This window comes from Streptomyces nidicola, from assembly GCF_050106155.1.
Classification (GTDB): Bacteria; Actinomycetota; Actinomycetes; order Streptomycetales; family Streptomycetaceae; genus Streptomyces.
The window spans coordinates 8,007,011-8,021,688 of record NZ_JBNBPI010000001.1 but is presented as its reverse complement, the minus strand read 5'-3'; the positions used below and the strand labels follow the sequence as shown (position 1 = coordinate 8,021,688).

Here is a 14,678-nt window from a genome sequence, read left to right as displayed (position 1 = left end):
CGGACGTGAGCGAGAATCAGAACCTGCTCGCGGAGCAGCGCCGCGCCCTGATCATCGACGAGGTCCGTCGGCGCGGCGGCGTCCGGGTCAACGAGCTGACCAGGAAGCTCGGCGTCTCCGACATGACGGTGCGGCGCGATCTGGACGCGCTGGCCCGGCAGGGTGTCGTCGAGAAGGTGCACGGCGGCGCGGTCCCGGTCGTCGAGGCCAGCACCCATGAGCCCGGCTTCGAGGCCAAGTCGGGCCTGGAGCTGACCGCCAAGGAGGACATCGCGCGCGCGGCGGCGCCGCTGGCCGCGCCCGGCACGGCGATCGCGCTCTCCGGTGGTACGACGACGTTCGCGCTGGCCCAGCAGTTGCTCGACGTGCCGGACCTCACGGTGGTGACCAACTCGGTGCGGGTGGCCGACGTCTTCCACGCGGCGCAGCGCGGTGCGGCGTCCCGGCAGGGGGCGGCGACGGTGGTGCTGACCGGCGGGGTGCGCACGCCGTCGGACTCGCTGGTGGGCCCGGTGGCCGACCAGGCGATCGCGGCGCTCCACTTCGACGTGCTGTTCCTCGGGGTGCACGGCATAAGCCCGGAGGCCGGCCTGTCCACGCCGAACCTGGCGGAGGCGGAGACGAATCGGCGGCTCGTGCAGTCCGCGCGGCGGGTCGTCGTGGTGGCGGACCACACCAAGTGGGGGACGGTGGGGCTGAGTTCGTTCGCCTCGCTCGACCAGGTGGACACGTTGGTGACGGACGGCGGGCTGCCGGTCGAGGCGCGGGCGGAGGTCGCCGAGCACATGCGGCTCGTGGTGGCCGGGGAGCCCGAGGACGGTACAGACATCTGACGGTGCGCCAGTTATGGTGACCGGGACCGGTCACCTGGAGCACGTCAACTTGGCTGCGGGCGACGCCCGTTGACCCGGGTCGCGTCCGCCGATCAACCTTGGGGGTTGAACCTTCATGGCACGCCGACTTCGCCCCGTCGAGCACGACTTCGTCGACAGCGCGCCCTTGCGGCTCGTGTTCGCCCGTGAGGTGTCGGCCTCTCCGGACGCCGTGTACCGCGCGCTCGCCGAGGATGTCGTCGGGTGGCCCCAATGGTTCTCCGCGGTGACGCTGGCGCGGCCGCTGGACGGTGGTGCGCGGCGGGAGGTCCGGCTCAAGGGCGGGACGCGCTTCCTGGAGACGATCGTCGCCGCCGAGCCCGGTGAGGTCTACGCGTATCGCGTTGACGAGACCAATGTGCCGGGGCTTCGGGCTATGGTGGAGGAGTGGCGGATCGAAGGGGTTCCCGGCGGGGGTTCTCGGGTGCGGTGGACGTTTGCGGTGGACGCGGGTGCGGGAGTGCGGGTGGGGATGAAGGCCGGGCGGGCCGGGTTGGGAAGGGCGTTCCGAGGGGCCGTGGGGGCGCTTGATCGACGGCTGGCGGCTGCGCCTGCGTAGGGGCGGGTTGGTGGTTGCGCCGCGGCGTGGTCGCGGTCGCGGTCGCGGGACTCTGCCCCGGACCCCGCGAGTCTCGTCCCGGAGCGGGGCTTGATTTACGCAGGCGCCGCCGGACGCCCCGATCGCCAACCGCCGCACGGGCCTGCTCGGTCCAGTCGTCGAACGCGCCCGAGCGTCAATCCGTGGCGGGGCTCGGGTTGCCCGGCCACTCCCCCGTCTCCAGCAGGCGCGTGATCGCCTCCGCGTACGGGGTGATGTCCAGGGACTGCCGCCGCAGCCAGTCGTCCGAGTAGTACTTGTCCAGGTAGCGGTCGCCCGGGTCGCAGAGGAGCGTGACCACGCTGCCCGTGCGGCCCTCCGCCACCATTTCCGCGACGATCTTGAGGGCGCTCCACAGGCCCGTACCCGTCGAACCGCCCGCCCTGCGGCCGATGGCCGACTCCAGGGCGCGGACCGCCGCGACGCTCGCCGCGTCGGGGACCTTCATCATGCGGTCGATGGCGCCCGGCACGAAGCTCGGTTCCATGCGGGGGCGGCCGATGCCCTCGATGCGGGAGCCGCAGTCGCTCGTCGCGTCGGGGTTGTCGGTCGTCCAGCCCTCGAAGAAGCAGGAGTTCTCGGGGTCGGCGACGCAGATGCGGGTGTCGTGCTGCATGTAGTGGACGTAGCGGGCGAGGGTCGCCGAGGTGCCGCCCGTGCCCGCGGTGGCGACGATCCAGGCGGGCTCCGGGTAGCGCTCCAGAGCGAGTTGGCGATAGATCGACTCGGCGATGTTGTTGTTCCCGCGCCAGTCCGTGGCCCGCTCCGCGTACGTGAACTGGTCCATGTAGTGGCCGCCGGTGCGGGAGGCGAGGGCGGCGGACTCCGCGTACATCGTCCTGGAGTCGTCCACGAAGTGGCACTGGCCACCGTGGAATTCGATCAGACGGCACTTCTCGGCGCTCGTCGTACGCGGCATCACCGCGATGAAGGGGACGCCGATCAGCTTCGCGAAGTACGCCTCCGAGACCGCCGTGGAGCCGCTCGACGCCTCGATGACGGGGCGGCCGGGACGGATCCAGCCATTGCACAGGCCGTAGAGGAAGAGCGAGCGGGCCAGGCGGTGCTTGAGGCTGCCCGTGGGGTGGGTCGACTCGTCCTTGAGGTAGAGGTCGATGCCCCAGTGCTCGGGGAGCGGGAAGAGCAACAGGTGCGTGTCGGCCGAGCGGTTGTTGTCCGCCTGCACCTTGCGTACCGCTTCTTTGAGCCACTCACGGTAGCCGGGGTCCGTGTGGTCGACGTCGAGCGTCGGCAGGGGGCCGGACGCCGCGCCCTCGCCCGTGGACCGACCTTGTTCCGTGGTGCTCACCGATTGGCTCCTTCTCGTCGTGTCCGGCCGTCGTTCCGCGCTCCGGATCCGGGGCGCCGACGACAGCGGGACACCACGATCATAAGCACCTTGCGCACGCTTCTCACCTGCATAAATGCATCTTTGAGCGTCTCAAAGGAACGCCTGGGAGGGTGGCGGAACACGCGGCCGGGACTCCGGGAGAGTCCGGGAACGTGCGTGCGAGGGGGCGTGCGCCGGAGCTGCCCCCAATGCTTCACAGCGCGTCCACATGTGCACTGGTGCTCCTGGCCAGGTGCGTGCAGACTGCACCGCAGACACCCACTCGAGGGGGCGAAACGGCATGGCGGAGCCGGAGTTCACGGCGACGGGCGTGCGCATCGGCCGACGCCTGCGATCACTGACCCGGGCGGGACAGGTCCGGATCACGGGCGGCAGGCTGGAGTTGCTCACGAGCTACGGGAGCGAGATCGACAGCGCCCCGTTGGGTGAAGTCCGCGCGGGCAGGCCGTGGTTCGGCGCCGAGGACCGGGCGATGGCCGACATGGACGGGCGGCGTTATCTGCTGCGCCTCGGCGGCCAGGGCGGCGCCTCGGGACCGCCCACGGCCCGGCGGTTCATCGAGGCCGTGCGCGCCGCCACCGCGCACACCGGATAGCACCCGCCCCGCAGGGAACAGCCGGCGAAGTTGCACGCCCACGCCCCCTGGGTCACGCTGGTCACACATCACTACTCAGGGTTTACCGGCGATAACGCTGCGAACCAGCCCGCCGGACACGGAGCGGGCAGTCCTGTCACAGCACGGTCGCACCGCTCGATCCGTTTTCGTCTTCTTCCGGACTCAATTTCGGGGAGTCGTAGCCGTGATCAGCCAGCCGAACAGGCATTGCACGGTGGAGCTCCAAGCCCTGCCGTCGCGGATAGGTCAGGTCCGCAGAATCGTATCGGCGCAGTTGCGCTACTGGCATCTCGATCCGTTGATCGAGATGGCCGCGCTCTGCGTCACCGAGCTTCTGACCAACGTCCACCGGCACGCCGGTCCCGACAAGCTCTGCACCGTCGAGATCGAGCTGCTCGGTGGCACGCTCAGGGTCTCGGTGCACGACCACGACCCGAGGCTCCCCGAGGTCCGGGACGCCGACCCCCTCGCCACCTGCGGCCGCGGTCTCGCGATGATCGCCGCGGTGAGCGAGAGCTGGGGCGTGCGGCCGCACGGCGAGGGCAAGGTCGTCTGGTTCGCCCTGCCGGCCCCCGCCCCCGCGCTGGCCATCGCGCCGTACCCGGTGTACGCGACGCATCCCGCGCGCCGCACGGACACGCACGAGCGCAAGGTGTCCCCACACGCTCCCGCCCGGTCGGCCGTCGCAGGCTGACCGGGCGGTGATCACCGAAGGTACGTCGCTCACTCGGTGGCGATGGCCCGCAGCACGTCCAGTCGTGCCGCCCTGCGGGCAGGGCGCAGGCCCGCGAGGGCGCCGGCCGCGAGCCCGACCAGGGCCACGATCGCCAGCCGGCCCGGCGGCAGCGCGAACGCGAAGGCGCTGGCGCTCGCCCCGTCGGACGCCTTCACCAGCACCCAGCCGAGGAAGCCGCCGAGCACGAGCCCGCCGGCCGTGCCGAACGCGGCGACGAGCACCGACTCCCAGCGGACCATCGCCCGCAGCTGCCCGCGGGTCTGGCCGACGGCGCGCAGCAGACCCAGCTCCCGGGTCCGTTCGTGCAGCGCCAGGGTGAGGGTGTTGGCGATGCCGAGCAGGGCGATGACGACGGCCAGGGCCAGCAGCGCGTAGACGAGCGTGAGCATCATGTCGATGCCGGACGCCGAGGACTGCGCGTACGCGTCGCGGGTCTGCACATCCGGATTGCCGTACGCCGCCGCGACCTTCTCGACCGCCTTCGTGCCGTCGGCCGCCGGGACGCCGTCCTTGAAGGTGACGGAGACCAGCCTGTCGGCGTCCTGCGTACGGTGCGGTGCCCAGGCCTCGCGCGAGATCACGTAGTCGCCTGCGAGCTCGGAGCGGCCGAAGACGGCGCGGACAGTGAAGGGTTCCTTCTTGCCGTCGGTGAAGGCGAGCCGTGCCGTGTCGCCGACCGCGAGGTGCTGCTTGTCGGCCTCGGTTCGGGTGATCGCGATGCCGTTCTTCCCGAGGTCGCCCATCGAGCCGCTGACCGTGCCGAGGTCGAACGACTTCGCGAGCGCGGCCGGGTCGGCGACGGTGAGCGCGCGCCCCTTGCCCTCGACGTCGGCGACGCCGCTGCCGAGGCCGACCGCCGTGGCCACCTCGGGCCGCTCGGCGATCGCGGGCGCCAGTTTCGGGCTGAGGCCACTGCCGCCCGCGCCGAAGGACGGGGTGGAGACGGCGACGTCGCCCGCGAAGGAGCGGTTCACGGTCTGGTCCATGGTCGCCTTCAGCGAGGCGCCGAAGACGGTGAACAGGGAGACCACCGCGACGCCGATCATCAGGGCGCTCGCCGTGGCGGCGGTGCGCTTCGGGCTGCGCAGGGCGTTGCGCCTCGCGAGCCCGCCGGTGACGCCGCGCAGCCGGTCGAGCGGCGCGCCCAGAGCCCGTACGGCGGACGTGGACGCGACGGGACCGAGCACGACGAACGACGCGAGCACCAGCACGGCGCCGACGCCCGCGAGGGTGATCGACGGGGACACCAGGACACCTACGAGGGTCACCGCGATCGCGGCCGCGCCCAGCACACCACCGATGACGGCGCGACGCCGCGAGGCACCGGAGTCGTCGACGGCGCTCTCGCGCAGGGCCGCCAGCGGCGCGGTGCGCCCTGCGCGCACGGCGGGCAGCAGCGCCGAGCCGACGCACACCACGATGCCGACGGCCAGCGGCAGCAGCATGGACAGCGGGCTGATCACCAAGTCCCCTTCGGGGAACGGGAATCCGATGGCCGGGAACAGCGCCTGGAGGCCGGCCGCGATGCCGATACCGCCCGCGAGTCCGGCGGCCGAGGCCACCACTGCGACGGCGGTCGCCTCCACCAGCGTCGCCGCCGCGATCTGTCGGCGGGCCGCGCCGAGCGCCCTCAACAGGGCGTTCTCGCGGGCACGTTGGGCCACGACGATGGCGAAGGTGTTGTGGATGGAGAAGGTCGCGACGAGCAGCGCGACACCGGAGAACACGAGGAGGAAGGTCGTGAACAGGGTGAGGAACTGGCCGGAGATCATGTCGGTGTTCTCCTGCGCCGACTCGTCACCGGTGATCGCCTCAACTCCCTTGGGGAGCTTGGCCGTCAGGTTCTCGACGAGCTCCTGCTGGCTGACACCGGGTCCCGCGCGCACTTGGATGGTGGAGGCCTCCCCCGGCTTCGGGGTGAGGTACTTCTCGGCGTCGGCGCGGGTCATGCCGGTGAAGGTGGTCTGCGCCATGCCGTCCTCGCCGCCGAAGGTGGCCAGGCCCACGATGGTGACCTTCACCGGATCGGGCGTGCGCAGCGTCGTGGTGTCACCGACCTTCAGATCGCCGGTCTTCGCGGCGCCGCGGTTGATGACGACCTCGCCGCTCTTGCGCGGAGTGCGACCGTCGGCGAGCTGGTACGCGTTGAGCTCGGGGTCGTCGATCCAGTTTCCGGCGAGGGTGGGCGGGCCCTGGCCGCCGATGGGTTCGCCGTGGGCGTCGACGAGTTGGCCCGCGCCCTGGATGTTCGGCGCGGCGGCGGCGACGCCCGGCACCTTCGCCAGGTCGTCGGCGAGCGAGGCGTCGACCGGGCGGCGGGTGCCCTGGCTCTCGCCGGGGGTGGTGATGACGTTGCCGGAGCGCACGACGGCGTCGGTGCCGCTGCTGGCGCCCGCGAACATCGAGTCGAAGCTCGCGCGCAGGGTGTCGCCCATGACGAGGGTGCCGGCGAGGAACGCGACGCCCAGCAGGACCGCGCTGAACGTTCCGGCGAAGCGCCGCTTGTGGGCGCGCAGCGAGGTGAGGCTGAGGCGGACGGAGGCGTTCATGACGGTTCACCTCCTTCCGTGCGAGCGGGACCGTCGAACGCCTTCATCCGGTCGAGGACCCGGTCCGCGGTCGGCCGTTCCATCCGGTCGACGAGGCGGCCGTCCGCGAGGAAGACGACCTCGTCGGCGTGGGCTGCGGCGACCGGGTCATGGGTGACCATGACGACCGCACGCGAGGCCTGCCGGGCCGTGTCGCCGAGGAGGCGGAGCACCTCGCCGCCGGAGCGGGAGTCGAGGTTGCCGGTGGGTTCGTCGGCGAAGACGACATCGGGGCGGCCCGCGAACGCCCTTGCCACGGCGACGCGTTGCTGCTGCCCGCCGGAGAGTTCGGCGGGCCGGTGGTGCAGCCGGTCGCCCAGCCCGACGACATCGACGAGCGCGTCGAGCCACTCGCGGTCGGGGCGTTCGCCCGCCAGGTCGATCGGCAGCGTGATGTTCTCGGCGACGTTCAGCGTCGGGACGAGGTTGAACGCCTGGAACACGAACCCGACGCGGTCGCGCCGCAGCAGGGTGAGGCGGCGGTCGTCGAGCGAGCCGAGGTCGGTGTCACCGATGTACGCGGCCCCCTCGGTGAGGGTGTCGAGGCCCGCCGCGCAGTGCATCAGGGTCGACTTCCCGGAGCCGGACGGGCCCATGATCGCGGTGAACCGTCCGGCCCGGAAGCCGACGCTCACGCCGTCGAGGGCGCGGACGGCGGTGTCCCCGGAGCCGTACACCTTGACGGCGTTGTCGACGCGCGCCGCGAGTGCGGTGGAGGTGAGCGTCGTGGCGGCGGTGGTCATGACGCGCCGTCCTTCGTCTTGCCGTCGACGCCGTACCGGCCGTGGTCGCCGTAGTGGCTGTCGTGGCCGAACTCCTCGTTCAGGACGGTGAGTCGGCGCCAGTACTCGTCCTCGTCGATCTCGCCCGCGGCGAAGCGCCGGCCGAGCACGGCGATCGGCGAGTTCTCGGCGAAGCGGGGGCCGGCGGGGCGCCACGGTCCGCGTCGGCCGCGCCATACGGTGCGGCGCAGCAGGGTGACGACACCGACGACGACGGCCGCCCAGATCAGCGGGAAGAACAGGATCCAGGGGCCGGGGCCGTTGCCGGGGCCGAATTCCGCGAGGGTCTGCATCCGACTCATCTCCTCTTGCCGGTGGCGCCGGGGCGGTGTGCCGGGCGTCCACTTGTGGTGATGACTCGAGCGTCCCGCCGGGAGGGGGTCCGGGTCGTCGTACGGCCAGCGGCACTGTGCGTACCTCCGCGGGAGTACGTGAGGGGTGCGGGGCTGCTCCCTGCCGCCCGGTCGACCCTGATGTGTGTCAGGGGCAGGGTCAGGGGCGGCTCCGGGGCGGCCCCCATGTGGGCGGGGCCTGCCTGGCCGGAAGATCGGAGCGTGCCCACATCGAGACGAGACACCTTCAGCCGCCGCTTGAAGTTCACCGGCCACAGCCATCTGCTCGCCCCCGCGGTGTGGACCACCGTGGTCGTGGCCATGATGGCGGCGTTGCTGGCGCCCCGGGACACCGACCCGGGGCTCAGCCCGCTGTCCCTCACCGTCAGCGACTTCGCGGCACTCGACCGCGGCGGGCCGATCGAGACCGCGATGGCCTCGCTCGGCCTCGTCTCGCTGCTGCTCCTCGTGGTGGCGAGGAAGCGGCTCCCGGCGATGCGCGGGCTGCCGTCCGTGCTGCTGGCGGTCTGGGGTGCGGGGCTCGTGCTCGCGGCCGTGGTGCCGACGGATCCGCTCACCACGCAGCTGACCGGGTCGGCGTATGTGCACCGGTACGCGTCCGTCGCGGCGTTCGCGGCGCTGCCGGCGGGCGGGCTCATACTGGCCGGGCGGCTCGGCCCGGCGGCGGGGCGGACCGCGTGGTGGTTGCGCGTGCTGTCCGTGCTCGCGGTGGCCGGGGCCGGGGTGATGGCGTACTCGGCGGGGCCGGGTGGCCGGGAGCTGATCGGTCTGGTGGAGCGGGTGATGCTCGGGTGCGAGGTGATCATGATCGGCGTGCTCGGCCGGTACGTTCAGCGCCTCACGCGTGGGGGCCGCGAGCGTGCCAGACTGGCGCCATGAGCAAGGCGGAGACCACGGACGAGTACATCGAGGGCTTCGACGATCAGGGCCGTGAACTGCTGGAGCAGGTACGCGCCTTGGCCCACAAGGCGGTCCCCGAGGCGGCCGAGGCCATCAAGTGGGGGTCCCCGGCCTGGATCCACCCGTCGGGGACGATCCTCTTCATGGTGAACGGCTACACGAAGCACGCGAACGTCGTCTTCACTCCCAGCACCCGCGCGGCGTTCGACGCCGACCTCGCCGACTTCACCACCGGCAAGGGCTCGGTGAAACTCCCGTACGGCCGGCCCGTGCCCGGCGACCTGCTGGGGCGGATGATCGCGTACCGGGTGCGGGAGCACGAGGTCGAGGGTGTGCGGTGGATGTAGCTGGGGCGTGACTCCCATGAGTGGCACATGAGTCGCACCTGAGTCGCCCCGGAGTCACACCCTCCCCTGCCATTGATTCTGTAACTACTGGTATGTACGGTGACACCATGGCCACCACCCAGGAGCGACTGATCGAGACCACCCGCGAGCTCCTGTGGGAGCGCGGCTACGTGGGCACCAGCCCGAAGGCGATCCTGCAGCGCGCGGGTGTCGGCCAGGGCAGCATGTACCACCACTTCACCGGGAAGCAGGACCTGGCGCTCGCCGCGATACGGCGCACCGGGGACGAGATGCGAACCACGGTCGACCGGGTGCTCGGCGGCGGGGGCCCGGCGTACGAGCGGATAGCGGCGTATCTGCACCGCGAGCGCGATGTGCTGCGCGGCTGCCCCGTCGGGCGGCTGACGATGGACCCGGACGTGATCACCAGCGACGCGCTGCGGGCGCCGGTCGACGAGACGATCGCGTACGTCGAGAGCCGGATCGCGGACGTCGTCCAAGAGGGCGTGGACAGCGGCGAGTTGGCGGCCCACCTGGTGCCGCGCGACATCGCGTCGACGATCGTGGCGACCGTGCAGGGCGGTTACGTGCTGGCGCGGGCGTCGGGCGACACGACGGCGTTCGACACGGGCGTACGCGGCCTGCTCGCCCTCCTCTCCCCCGCCGCATCCGCACCCCCGTCCCCCGCCACCGACCACTGAGGACGCGATCCATGCACGCGATGCAGTACGAGATCACGTTGCCCGCCGACTACGACATGAACATCATCCGCAGGCGGGTGGAGACCAAGGGCCACGCGCTCGACGACTTCCCCGGCCTCGGCGTCAAGGCGTATCTGATGCGGGAGCGCGGCGTGGACGGCTCGCCGGTGAACCAGTACGCCCCGTTCTACCTGTGGAACGCGCCGACCGGCATGAACGCCTTCCTCTGGGGCCCCGGATTCCAGGGCATCGTCGCCGACTTCGGGCGCCCCGTCGTCCAGCACTGGACAGGCATCGCGTACGAGGAGGGGGTCGCGGCCGCGGCGCGGGCACGGACGGCCGTGCGGCAGCGGACGCCGATCGAGGCTGGCGCCGACCTCCCGAAACTGACCGCCGAGGCAGTAGAGGGGACGGCGCAACTCGCCCAGGAACACGGCGTGTTGTTCGCCGCGTCGGCCATCGACCCCCGCACCTGGGAGCTGTTGACCTTCTCGGTGTGGGAGCACGACACCCCCAAGGCCCCCGGTGACCGCTACCAGGTCCTGCACCTCTCCCAGCCCGAACGCGACACCCTGCCGCGCGGACGGCAGTGGTGAGCGGCGCCGTCCGCGGCGTCCAGGGCGACCTGGATCCGGGGCAGTTGGGCATCGTCGACGCACACGACCACCTCTTCTTCCGCAGCCCCGTACTGCCGGGTCAGGAGCTGGACGACGCCGGGCTCGCCCGCCAGGAGCTGGAGGCGTACGCGGCCGTGGGCGGCGGCACCGTGGTGCAGTGGACGCCGTACGGGCTCGGCCGGCACGCGGCGGAGCTGCCCGCGCTCGCCGCCGCGACCGGGGTGCACATCGTGGCCGCCACCGGCATGCACCAAGCGGCCCACTACACCGAGGAGTTGCTGGCCGAGCGGCGCGACGACCTCGCCGAGGTCTTCGTGCGCGAGCTCACCGAGGGCATCGCCGACAGCACCGTACGCGCAGGCCTGATCAAGGTCGCCGGCGGCTTCCACACCCTCGACGCGCACGCCCGCTGGACGATGACGGCCGCCGCCGAGGCACACCACGCGACCGGGGCGCCGATCGCCGTCCACCTCGAGCTGGGCACGGGCGCGCTGGACGTACTCGACCTGCTCTGCGAGGAGTTGGAAGTGCCCGCGCACCGTGTCATCCTCGGCCACCTCAACCGCTCCCCCGACCTCGTGACGCAGCGGGAGGCCGCGGACTCGGGGGCGTACCTGGCCTTCGACGGCCCCTCGCGGACGAACCACGCCACGGACTGGCGGATGCCGGACGCCCTCGCGGCCCTGTCCGACGCGGGCCACGCGGACCGCCTCCTGCTCGGCGGCGACACCACGACCGCCGGAGCCCGCTCGGTGACCGGCGGCCCCGGCATGCCGTACCTGTTGCGCCGGGTGCGCCCGCGCCTCGAAGCGGTGCTGGGCGAGGAGGCGGTGGAGCGGATCCTGGTGGACAACCCGGCGCAGGCCTTCTCGGTCGAGTGGCGATGACGGGTGTGCGCGACCGGGATCACGTATTGCACTGGTCGATCCAAAACAGGTAGCGTTCTCGCATGGCCCGACCGAGGACGTTCGACGAGGAGCGGGCCCTGGACGCGGCGATGCACGCCTTCTGGGAGCACGGCTACGAAGCCACCTCCACACAGGACCTGTGCACCGCCACCGGACTGGGGCGCAGCAGCATCTACAACACGTTCGCCAGCAAACACGACCTGTTCACGCGCTCGCTGACCCGCTACATCGAGCGGATGACGGCGAACCAGCTGGAGATCCTGGAGGACGCGGAGAAATCGCCGCTCGACCGGATCCGTGCGCTGTTCGCGATGACGGTCGACACCGAGGCCGGGACCCGTAAGGACGGCCACAGCCGCGGCTGCCTCACCGTGAACACCACCGTGGAGTTCGCGGGGCGTGACCCCGAGTCGGCGCGTCTGGTCGAGCGGGATCTCAATGTCAGGCTCGCCGCCCTGCGGTCCGTGATCGCGGCCGGGCAGACCGACGGTTCGATCACCTCGAAGCGACCGCCGGAGGAGCTGGCACGCTTCCTCAACACCGTGATCGGCGGGATGCGCGTCTCCGGACAAGGGGGCGCCGACCGCGCCGCTCTCGAGGCCACGGCACACATCGCCCTGGACGCCCTCACGGGCTGAACTCCCCACCACAGTACGGCAGTTGAACCACAGTGGAGCACCCCGCCGCACACACCCATGTCCCTATTTTGTACTGCTCCATCCAAAACATGCCCCACCCGAAACCACTGTCTCCCGGAGGGACACCCATGCCACGCGCCGTATACGTCCTGGCCCTCGGCATCTTCGCCATGGTCACGAGCGAGTTCGTCGTCGCCGGTCTGATGCCGCAGATGGCGGACGGGCTTGACGCGACGATCCCGCAGATCGGGTATCTGATCACCGCCTTCGCCGCGGCCATGGCGTTCGGCGGGCCGTTCCTGACCGTCGCGCTCCTGAAGGTCCCTCAAAAGCGGGCCCTGATGGTGTTGTTCTCGGTGTTCCTCGCCGGCAACGTGCTGGCCGCGACCGCGTCGACGTACGCGGTGATGCTCGTGGCGCGGATCGTCACCGGCGTCGCCTCGCAGGCCTTCTTCGGTATCGGCCTCGCGATGTGCGCGCAACTCACCCGGCCCGAAGTGCGCGGCCGCGCCGTCTCCGTGGCGCTCAACGGGCTGATGCTCGGCACGCTGCTCGGGCTTCCGCTGGCCACGTTCATCGGCGACCGGCTCGGCTGGCGCGCCGCGTTCTGGGTGATCTCGGGGATCACGGTGCTCGCCGCGGCGGCGACGCTCGTCGGGGTGCCGGACGTACCGAGGGAGGCGGGGGCCGGTCAACTGCGGGCGGAATTCGGGGTGTTCCGGTCCGGGCGGCTGTGGTTCACGCTGTCGACCAGCACGCTCGTGATCGGCGCGACGTTCGCCGCGTTCAGCTACCTGGGCCCGATCCTCACCGAGATCTCCGGGTTCGGCGCGGGCACCGTGCCGCTCCTGCTGGTCGCCTACGGAGCCGCCACCGTCATCGGCAACACGGTGACGGGACGCCTCGCCGACCGGCACACCCTGACCGTGCTGCTGGCCGGGCTCGTCCTCAACTCCCTCTTCCTCCTGGGGTTCGCGCTGTTCGCCCAGGTGAGTGCGGCGGCCGTGGTGTGCATGCTGGGCATCGGCCTGGTGGGTGTCACCATGAACCCCGCGATGGTGGTGCGCGTGCAGCGCAGGGGGAACGCGGGGGCGCTGGTGAACACCGTGCACTCCTCGTTCATCACGCTCGGCATCGTCATCGCCACCTCGGTGGGCGGTGTCGTCATCGACGCGTACGGACTGCGGGCGCCCCTGTGGGTCGGTCTGGCGCTCGCGGTCGCCGGGATCGCCTCGCTCGTACCGGATCTGATGGCGCGCAGGGACCACGCGGCGAAGCCGCAGGAGCCGGTCGGGGAGCCCGTCGAGAGGCCCATCGGGGAGCCCGTCGGGGAGCAGGGCATGGAGGCCGTCTGCGTCACCCCCCGCTGAGCGCCCCCAGGGGATCGTCGAGGACCGGCTGCCAGGCCAGTTCCGCCGCGCCCACCAGGCTGTTGTGGTCCAGCGTCGACGCCAGGATCGGGACGCTGCCGCTGCGGCCCCACAGGCTGCGGTCCGCCACGACGGCCCGGAGGCGCTCGGGGTCGGCGTCGAGGAGGGTGCGGTGGAGGCCGCCGAGGACGATGCGGTCCGGGTTGAGGATGTTGACCAGGCCGGCGAGGCCGAGGCCGAGGCGGTCGATGAGGAGGGCGGTCGCCGCGCGGACGTCCGGGTCGTCCTTCGCCTCGGTCAGCAGGCCGCGGGCCTGTTCCAGGAGTGAGCCGCCGGGGTCGGGGGCGCGGCCCGCCGCCGTGAGGAAGGCGAGCGGGTCGGCCTCGACGTCCAGGCAGCCGCGGCTCCCGCAGTGGCAGGGGCGCCCCTCGGGGTTCACCGTGAGGTGGCCGACCTCCAGGGCGAGGCCCGAACTGCCGGTGTGCAGATGCCCGTCGAGGACGAGCGCCCCGCCGACACCACGGTGCCCGGTCGCCACAAGCAGCAGGTCGCGCGCGCCGCGTCCCGCGCCGTGCCGGTGCTCGGCGAGCGCACCCAGGTTGACATCGTTGGCCGCGAACGCCGGGATGCCCAGGCCCGCTTCCCGTACGCAGTCGGTGAAGATCTGCCGCACCGGCGCGCCCACCGGCCAGGCCAGGTGGAGCGGGTTGAGGGCGGTGCCGTCGGGTTCGGCGACCGCGGAGGGGACGGCGAGGCCCGCGCCCACGCAGCGTCGCCCCGTGGAGTCGAGGAGCCGGACGCCCGCCTCCACCACCGACCGCAGTACGTCCGCCGGGTCCGGGTCGATGATCTCGCAGCCCGGCGTGGTGGCGACGATGCCGCCGCCGAGGCCGACGAGCGCGGCCCGGTAGCCGTCGGAGTGGACCTGTGCCGCCAGCGCGACCGGCCCTTCGTCGGCGACGGAGAGGCGGTGCGAGGGGCGGCCCTGGGAGCCGGACGCCGCGCTCGGTTTCGCGTCGATGCGGATGAGGCCGAGCGCCTCGAGCTCCGCGGCGACGGCGCCCGCGGTCGCGCGGGTCACGCCCAGTTCCGCGGTCAGCACGGCGCGGGTGGGAGCCCGCCCGGTGTGGACGAGTTCGAGCGCGGGACCGAGCGCGCTGCGCCCCCGCTCCAGACGCGGTGGCCGCCCGGCCGTGTCGCCCGCCGTGTGGCCCCCGGTCCCGGAGGCCGCCTTGCCGCCGCCCATCAGCAACTCCTCGCCCTGATCACGCTCAGGAATGGTAGCCGGTGAGCGCCGCTTC

At 72.0% G+C, this 14,678-nt stretch carries 16 protein-coding genes; 11 read left to right on the top strand and 5 right to left on the bottom strand.

Annotated elements, in window-relative coordinates:
* Positions 1–5: 5 nt before the first annotated feature.
* Complete coding sequence (locus tag ACOKM3_RS36225) at positions 6–833, top strand: DeoR/GlpR family DNA-binding transcription regulator (protein ID WP_426905481.1); 828 nt, start codon at positions 6–8, stop codon at positions 831–833.
* Positions 834–948: 115 nt separating this feature from the next.
* On the top strand, positions 949–1,431 hold the full coding sequence (locus ACOKM3_RS36220; protein ID WP_426905480.1) for an SRPBCC family protein: 483 nt from the start codon (positions 949–951) through the stop codon (positions 1,429–1,431).
* A 175-nt stretch (positions 1,432–1,606) separates the two neighbouring features.
* Here ACOKM3_RS36220 and ACOKM3_RS36215 read toward each other — a convergent pair whose 3' ends face one another.
* Positions 1,607–2,779 carry a PLP-dependent cysteine synthase family protein gene (locus ACOKM3_RS36215; protein ID WP_426905478.1) on the bottom strand — a complete coding sequence of 391 codons (1,173 nt, stop codon included), beginning with the start codon at positions 2,777–2,779 and terminating at the stop codon, positions 1,607–1,609.
* A 322-nt stretch (positions 2,780–3,101) separates the two neighbouring features.
* Here ACOKM3_RS36215 and ACOKM3_RS36210 point away from each other — a divergent pair, with 322 nt between their 5' ends.
* Positions 3,102–3,416, top strand: a complete 315-nt coding sequence (locus tag ACOKM3_RS36210; protein WP_426905477.1) for a transcriptional repressor LexA — start codon at positions 3,102–3,104, stop codon at positions 3,414–3,416.
* A 205-nt stretch (positions 3,417–3,621) separates the two neighbouring features.
* Positions 3,622–4,131 carry an ATP-binding protein gene (locus tag ACOKM3_RS36205; protein WP_426905476.1) on the top strand — a complete coding sequence of 170 codons (510 nt, stop codon included), beginning with the start codon at positions 3,622–3,624 and terminating at the stop codon, positions 4,129–4,131.
* 29 nt (positions 4,132–4,160) lie between these two features.
* On the opposite strand, the gene ACOKM3_RS36200 is transcribed toward ACOKM3_RS36205, so the two are convergent.
* Genes ACOKM3_RS36200 through ACOKM3_RS36190 form a run of 3 tightly spaced genes read right to left on the bottom strand, consistent with a single transcriptional unit; the run spans position 4,161 to position 7,836 of the window.
* Positions 4,161–6,722, bottom strand: a complete 2,562-nt coding sequence (locus tag ACOKM3_RS36200) for an ABC transporter permease (RefSeq protein ID WP_426905475.1) — start codon at positions 6,720–6,722, stop codon at positions 4,161–4,163.
* Positions 6,719–7,504 carry an ABC transporter ATP-binding protein gene (locus tag ACOKM3_RS36195; protein ID WP_426905474.1) on the bottom strand — a complete coding sequence of 262 codons (786 nt, stop codon included), beginning with the start codon at positions 7,502–7,504 and terminating at the stop codon, positions 6,719–6,721. Before ACOKM3_RS36195 ends, ACOKM3_RS36200 begins: the two co-directional genes overlap by 4 nt.
* Entirely contained in the window at positions 7,501–7,836 is a 336-nt protein-coding gene (locus ACOKM3_RS36190) for an SHOCT domain-containing protein (protein ID WP_426905473.1), read from the bottom strand. Before ACOKM3_RS36190 ends, ACOKM3_RS36195 begins: the two co-directional genes overlap by 4 nt.
* Positions 7,837–8,097: 261 nt before the next feature.
* Between ACOKM3_RS36190 and ACOKM3_RS36185 the strand changes: the two genes are divergently transcribed.
* From ACOKM3_RS36185 to ACOKM3_RS36155, 7 genes are all read left to right on the top strand, one after another.
* Positions 8,098–8,775: a DUF998 domain-containing protein gene (locus tag ACOKM3_RS36185; protein ID WP_426905472.1), complete on the top strand. Its 678-nt coding sequence runs from the start codon at positions 8,098–8,100 to the stop codon at positions 8,773–8,775.
* A complete protein-coding gene (locus tag ACOKM3_RS36180; protein WP_426905471.1) occupies positions 8,772–9,143 on the top strand; it encodes an iron chaperone in 372 nt (123 codons plus the stop codon). The genes ACOKM3_RS36185 and ACOKM3_RS36180 overlap by 4 nt, the downstream gene beginning before the upstream one ends.
* Positions 9,144–9,250: 107 nt before the next feature.
* The gene (locus ACOKM3_RS36175; RefSeq protein ID WP_426905470.1) at positions 9,251–9,844 is read left to right on the top strand and encodes a TetR/AcrR family transcriptional regulator; all 594 of its coding nucleotides are present in this window, start codon (positions 9,251–9,253) and stop codon (positions 9,842–9,844) included.
* Positions 9,845–9,855: 11 nt separating this feature from the next.
* Complete coding sequence (locus ACOKM3_RS36170) at positions 9,856–10,440, top strand: DUF4865 family protein (protein ID WP_426905469.1); 585 nt, start codon at positions 9,856–9,858, stop codon at positions 10,438–10,440.
* Positions 10,434–11,348 carry a phosphotriesterase family protein gene (locus ACOKM3_RS36165; protein ID WP_426905468.1) on the top strand — a complete coding sequence of 305 codons (915 nt, stop codon included), beginning with the start codon at positions 10,434–10,436 and terminating at the stop codon, positions 11,346–11,348. Before ACOKM3_RS36170 ends, ACOKM3_RS36165 begins: the two co-directional genes overlap by 7 nt.
* 62 nt (positions 11,349–11,410) lie before the next feature.
* Positions 11,411–12,007: a TetR/AcrR family transcriptional regulator gene (locus ACOKM3_RS36160; RefSeq protein ID WP_426905467.1), complete on the top strand. Its 597-nt coding sequence runs from the start codon at positions 11,411–11,413 to the stop codon at positions 12,005–12,007.
* A 128-nt stretch (positions 12,008–12,135) separates the two neighbouring features.
* On the top strand, positions 12,136–13,377 hold the full coding sequence (locus ACOKM3_RS36155; protein WP_426905466.1) for an MFS transporter: 1,242 nt from the start codon (positions 12,136–12,138) through the stop codon (positions 13,375–13,377).
* Here ACOKM3_RS36155 and ACOKM3_RS36150 read toward each other — a convergent pair.
* Positions 13,364–14,623, bottom strand: coding sequence for an ROK family protein (locus tag ACOKM3_RS36150; RefSeq protein ID WP_426905465.1), 1,260 nt, complete (start codon positions 14,621–14,623; stop codon positions 13,364–13,366). The genes ACOKM3_RS36155 and ACOKM3_RS36150 overlap by 14 nt on opposite strands.
* Between the last annotated feature and the right edge of the window lie 55 nt (positions 14,624–14,678).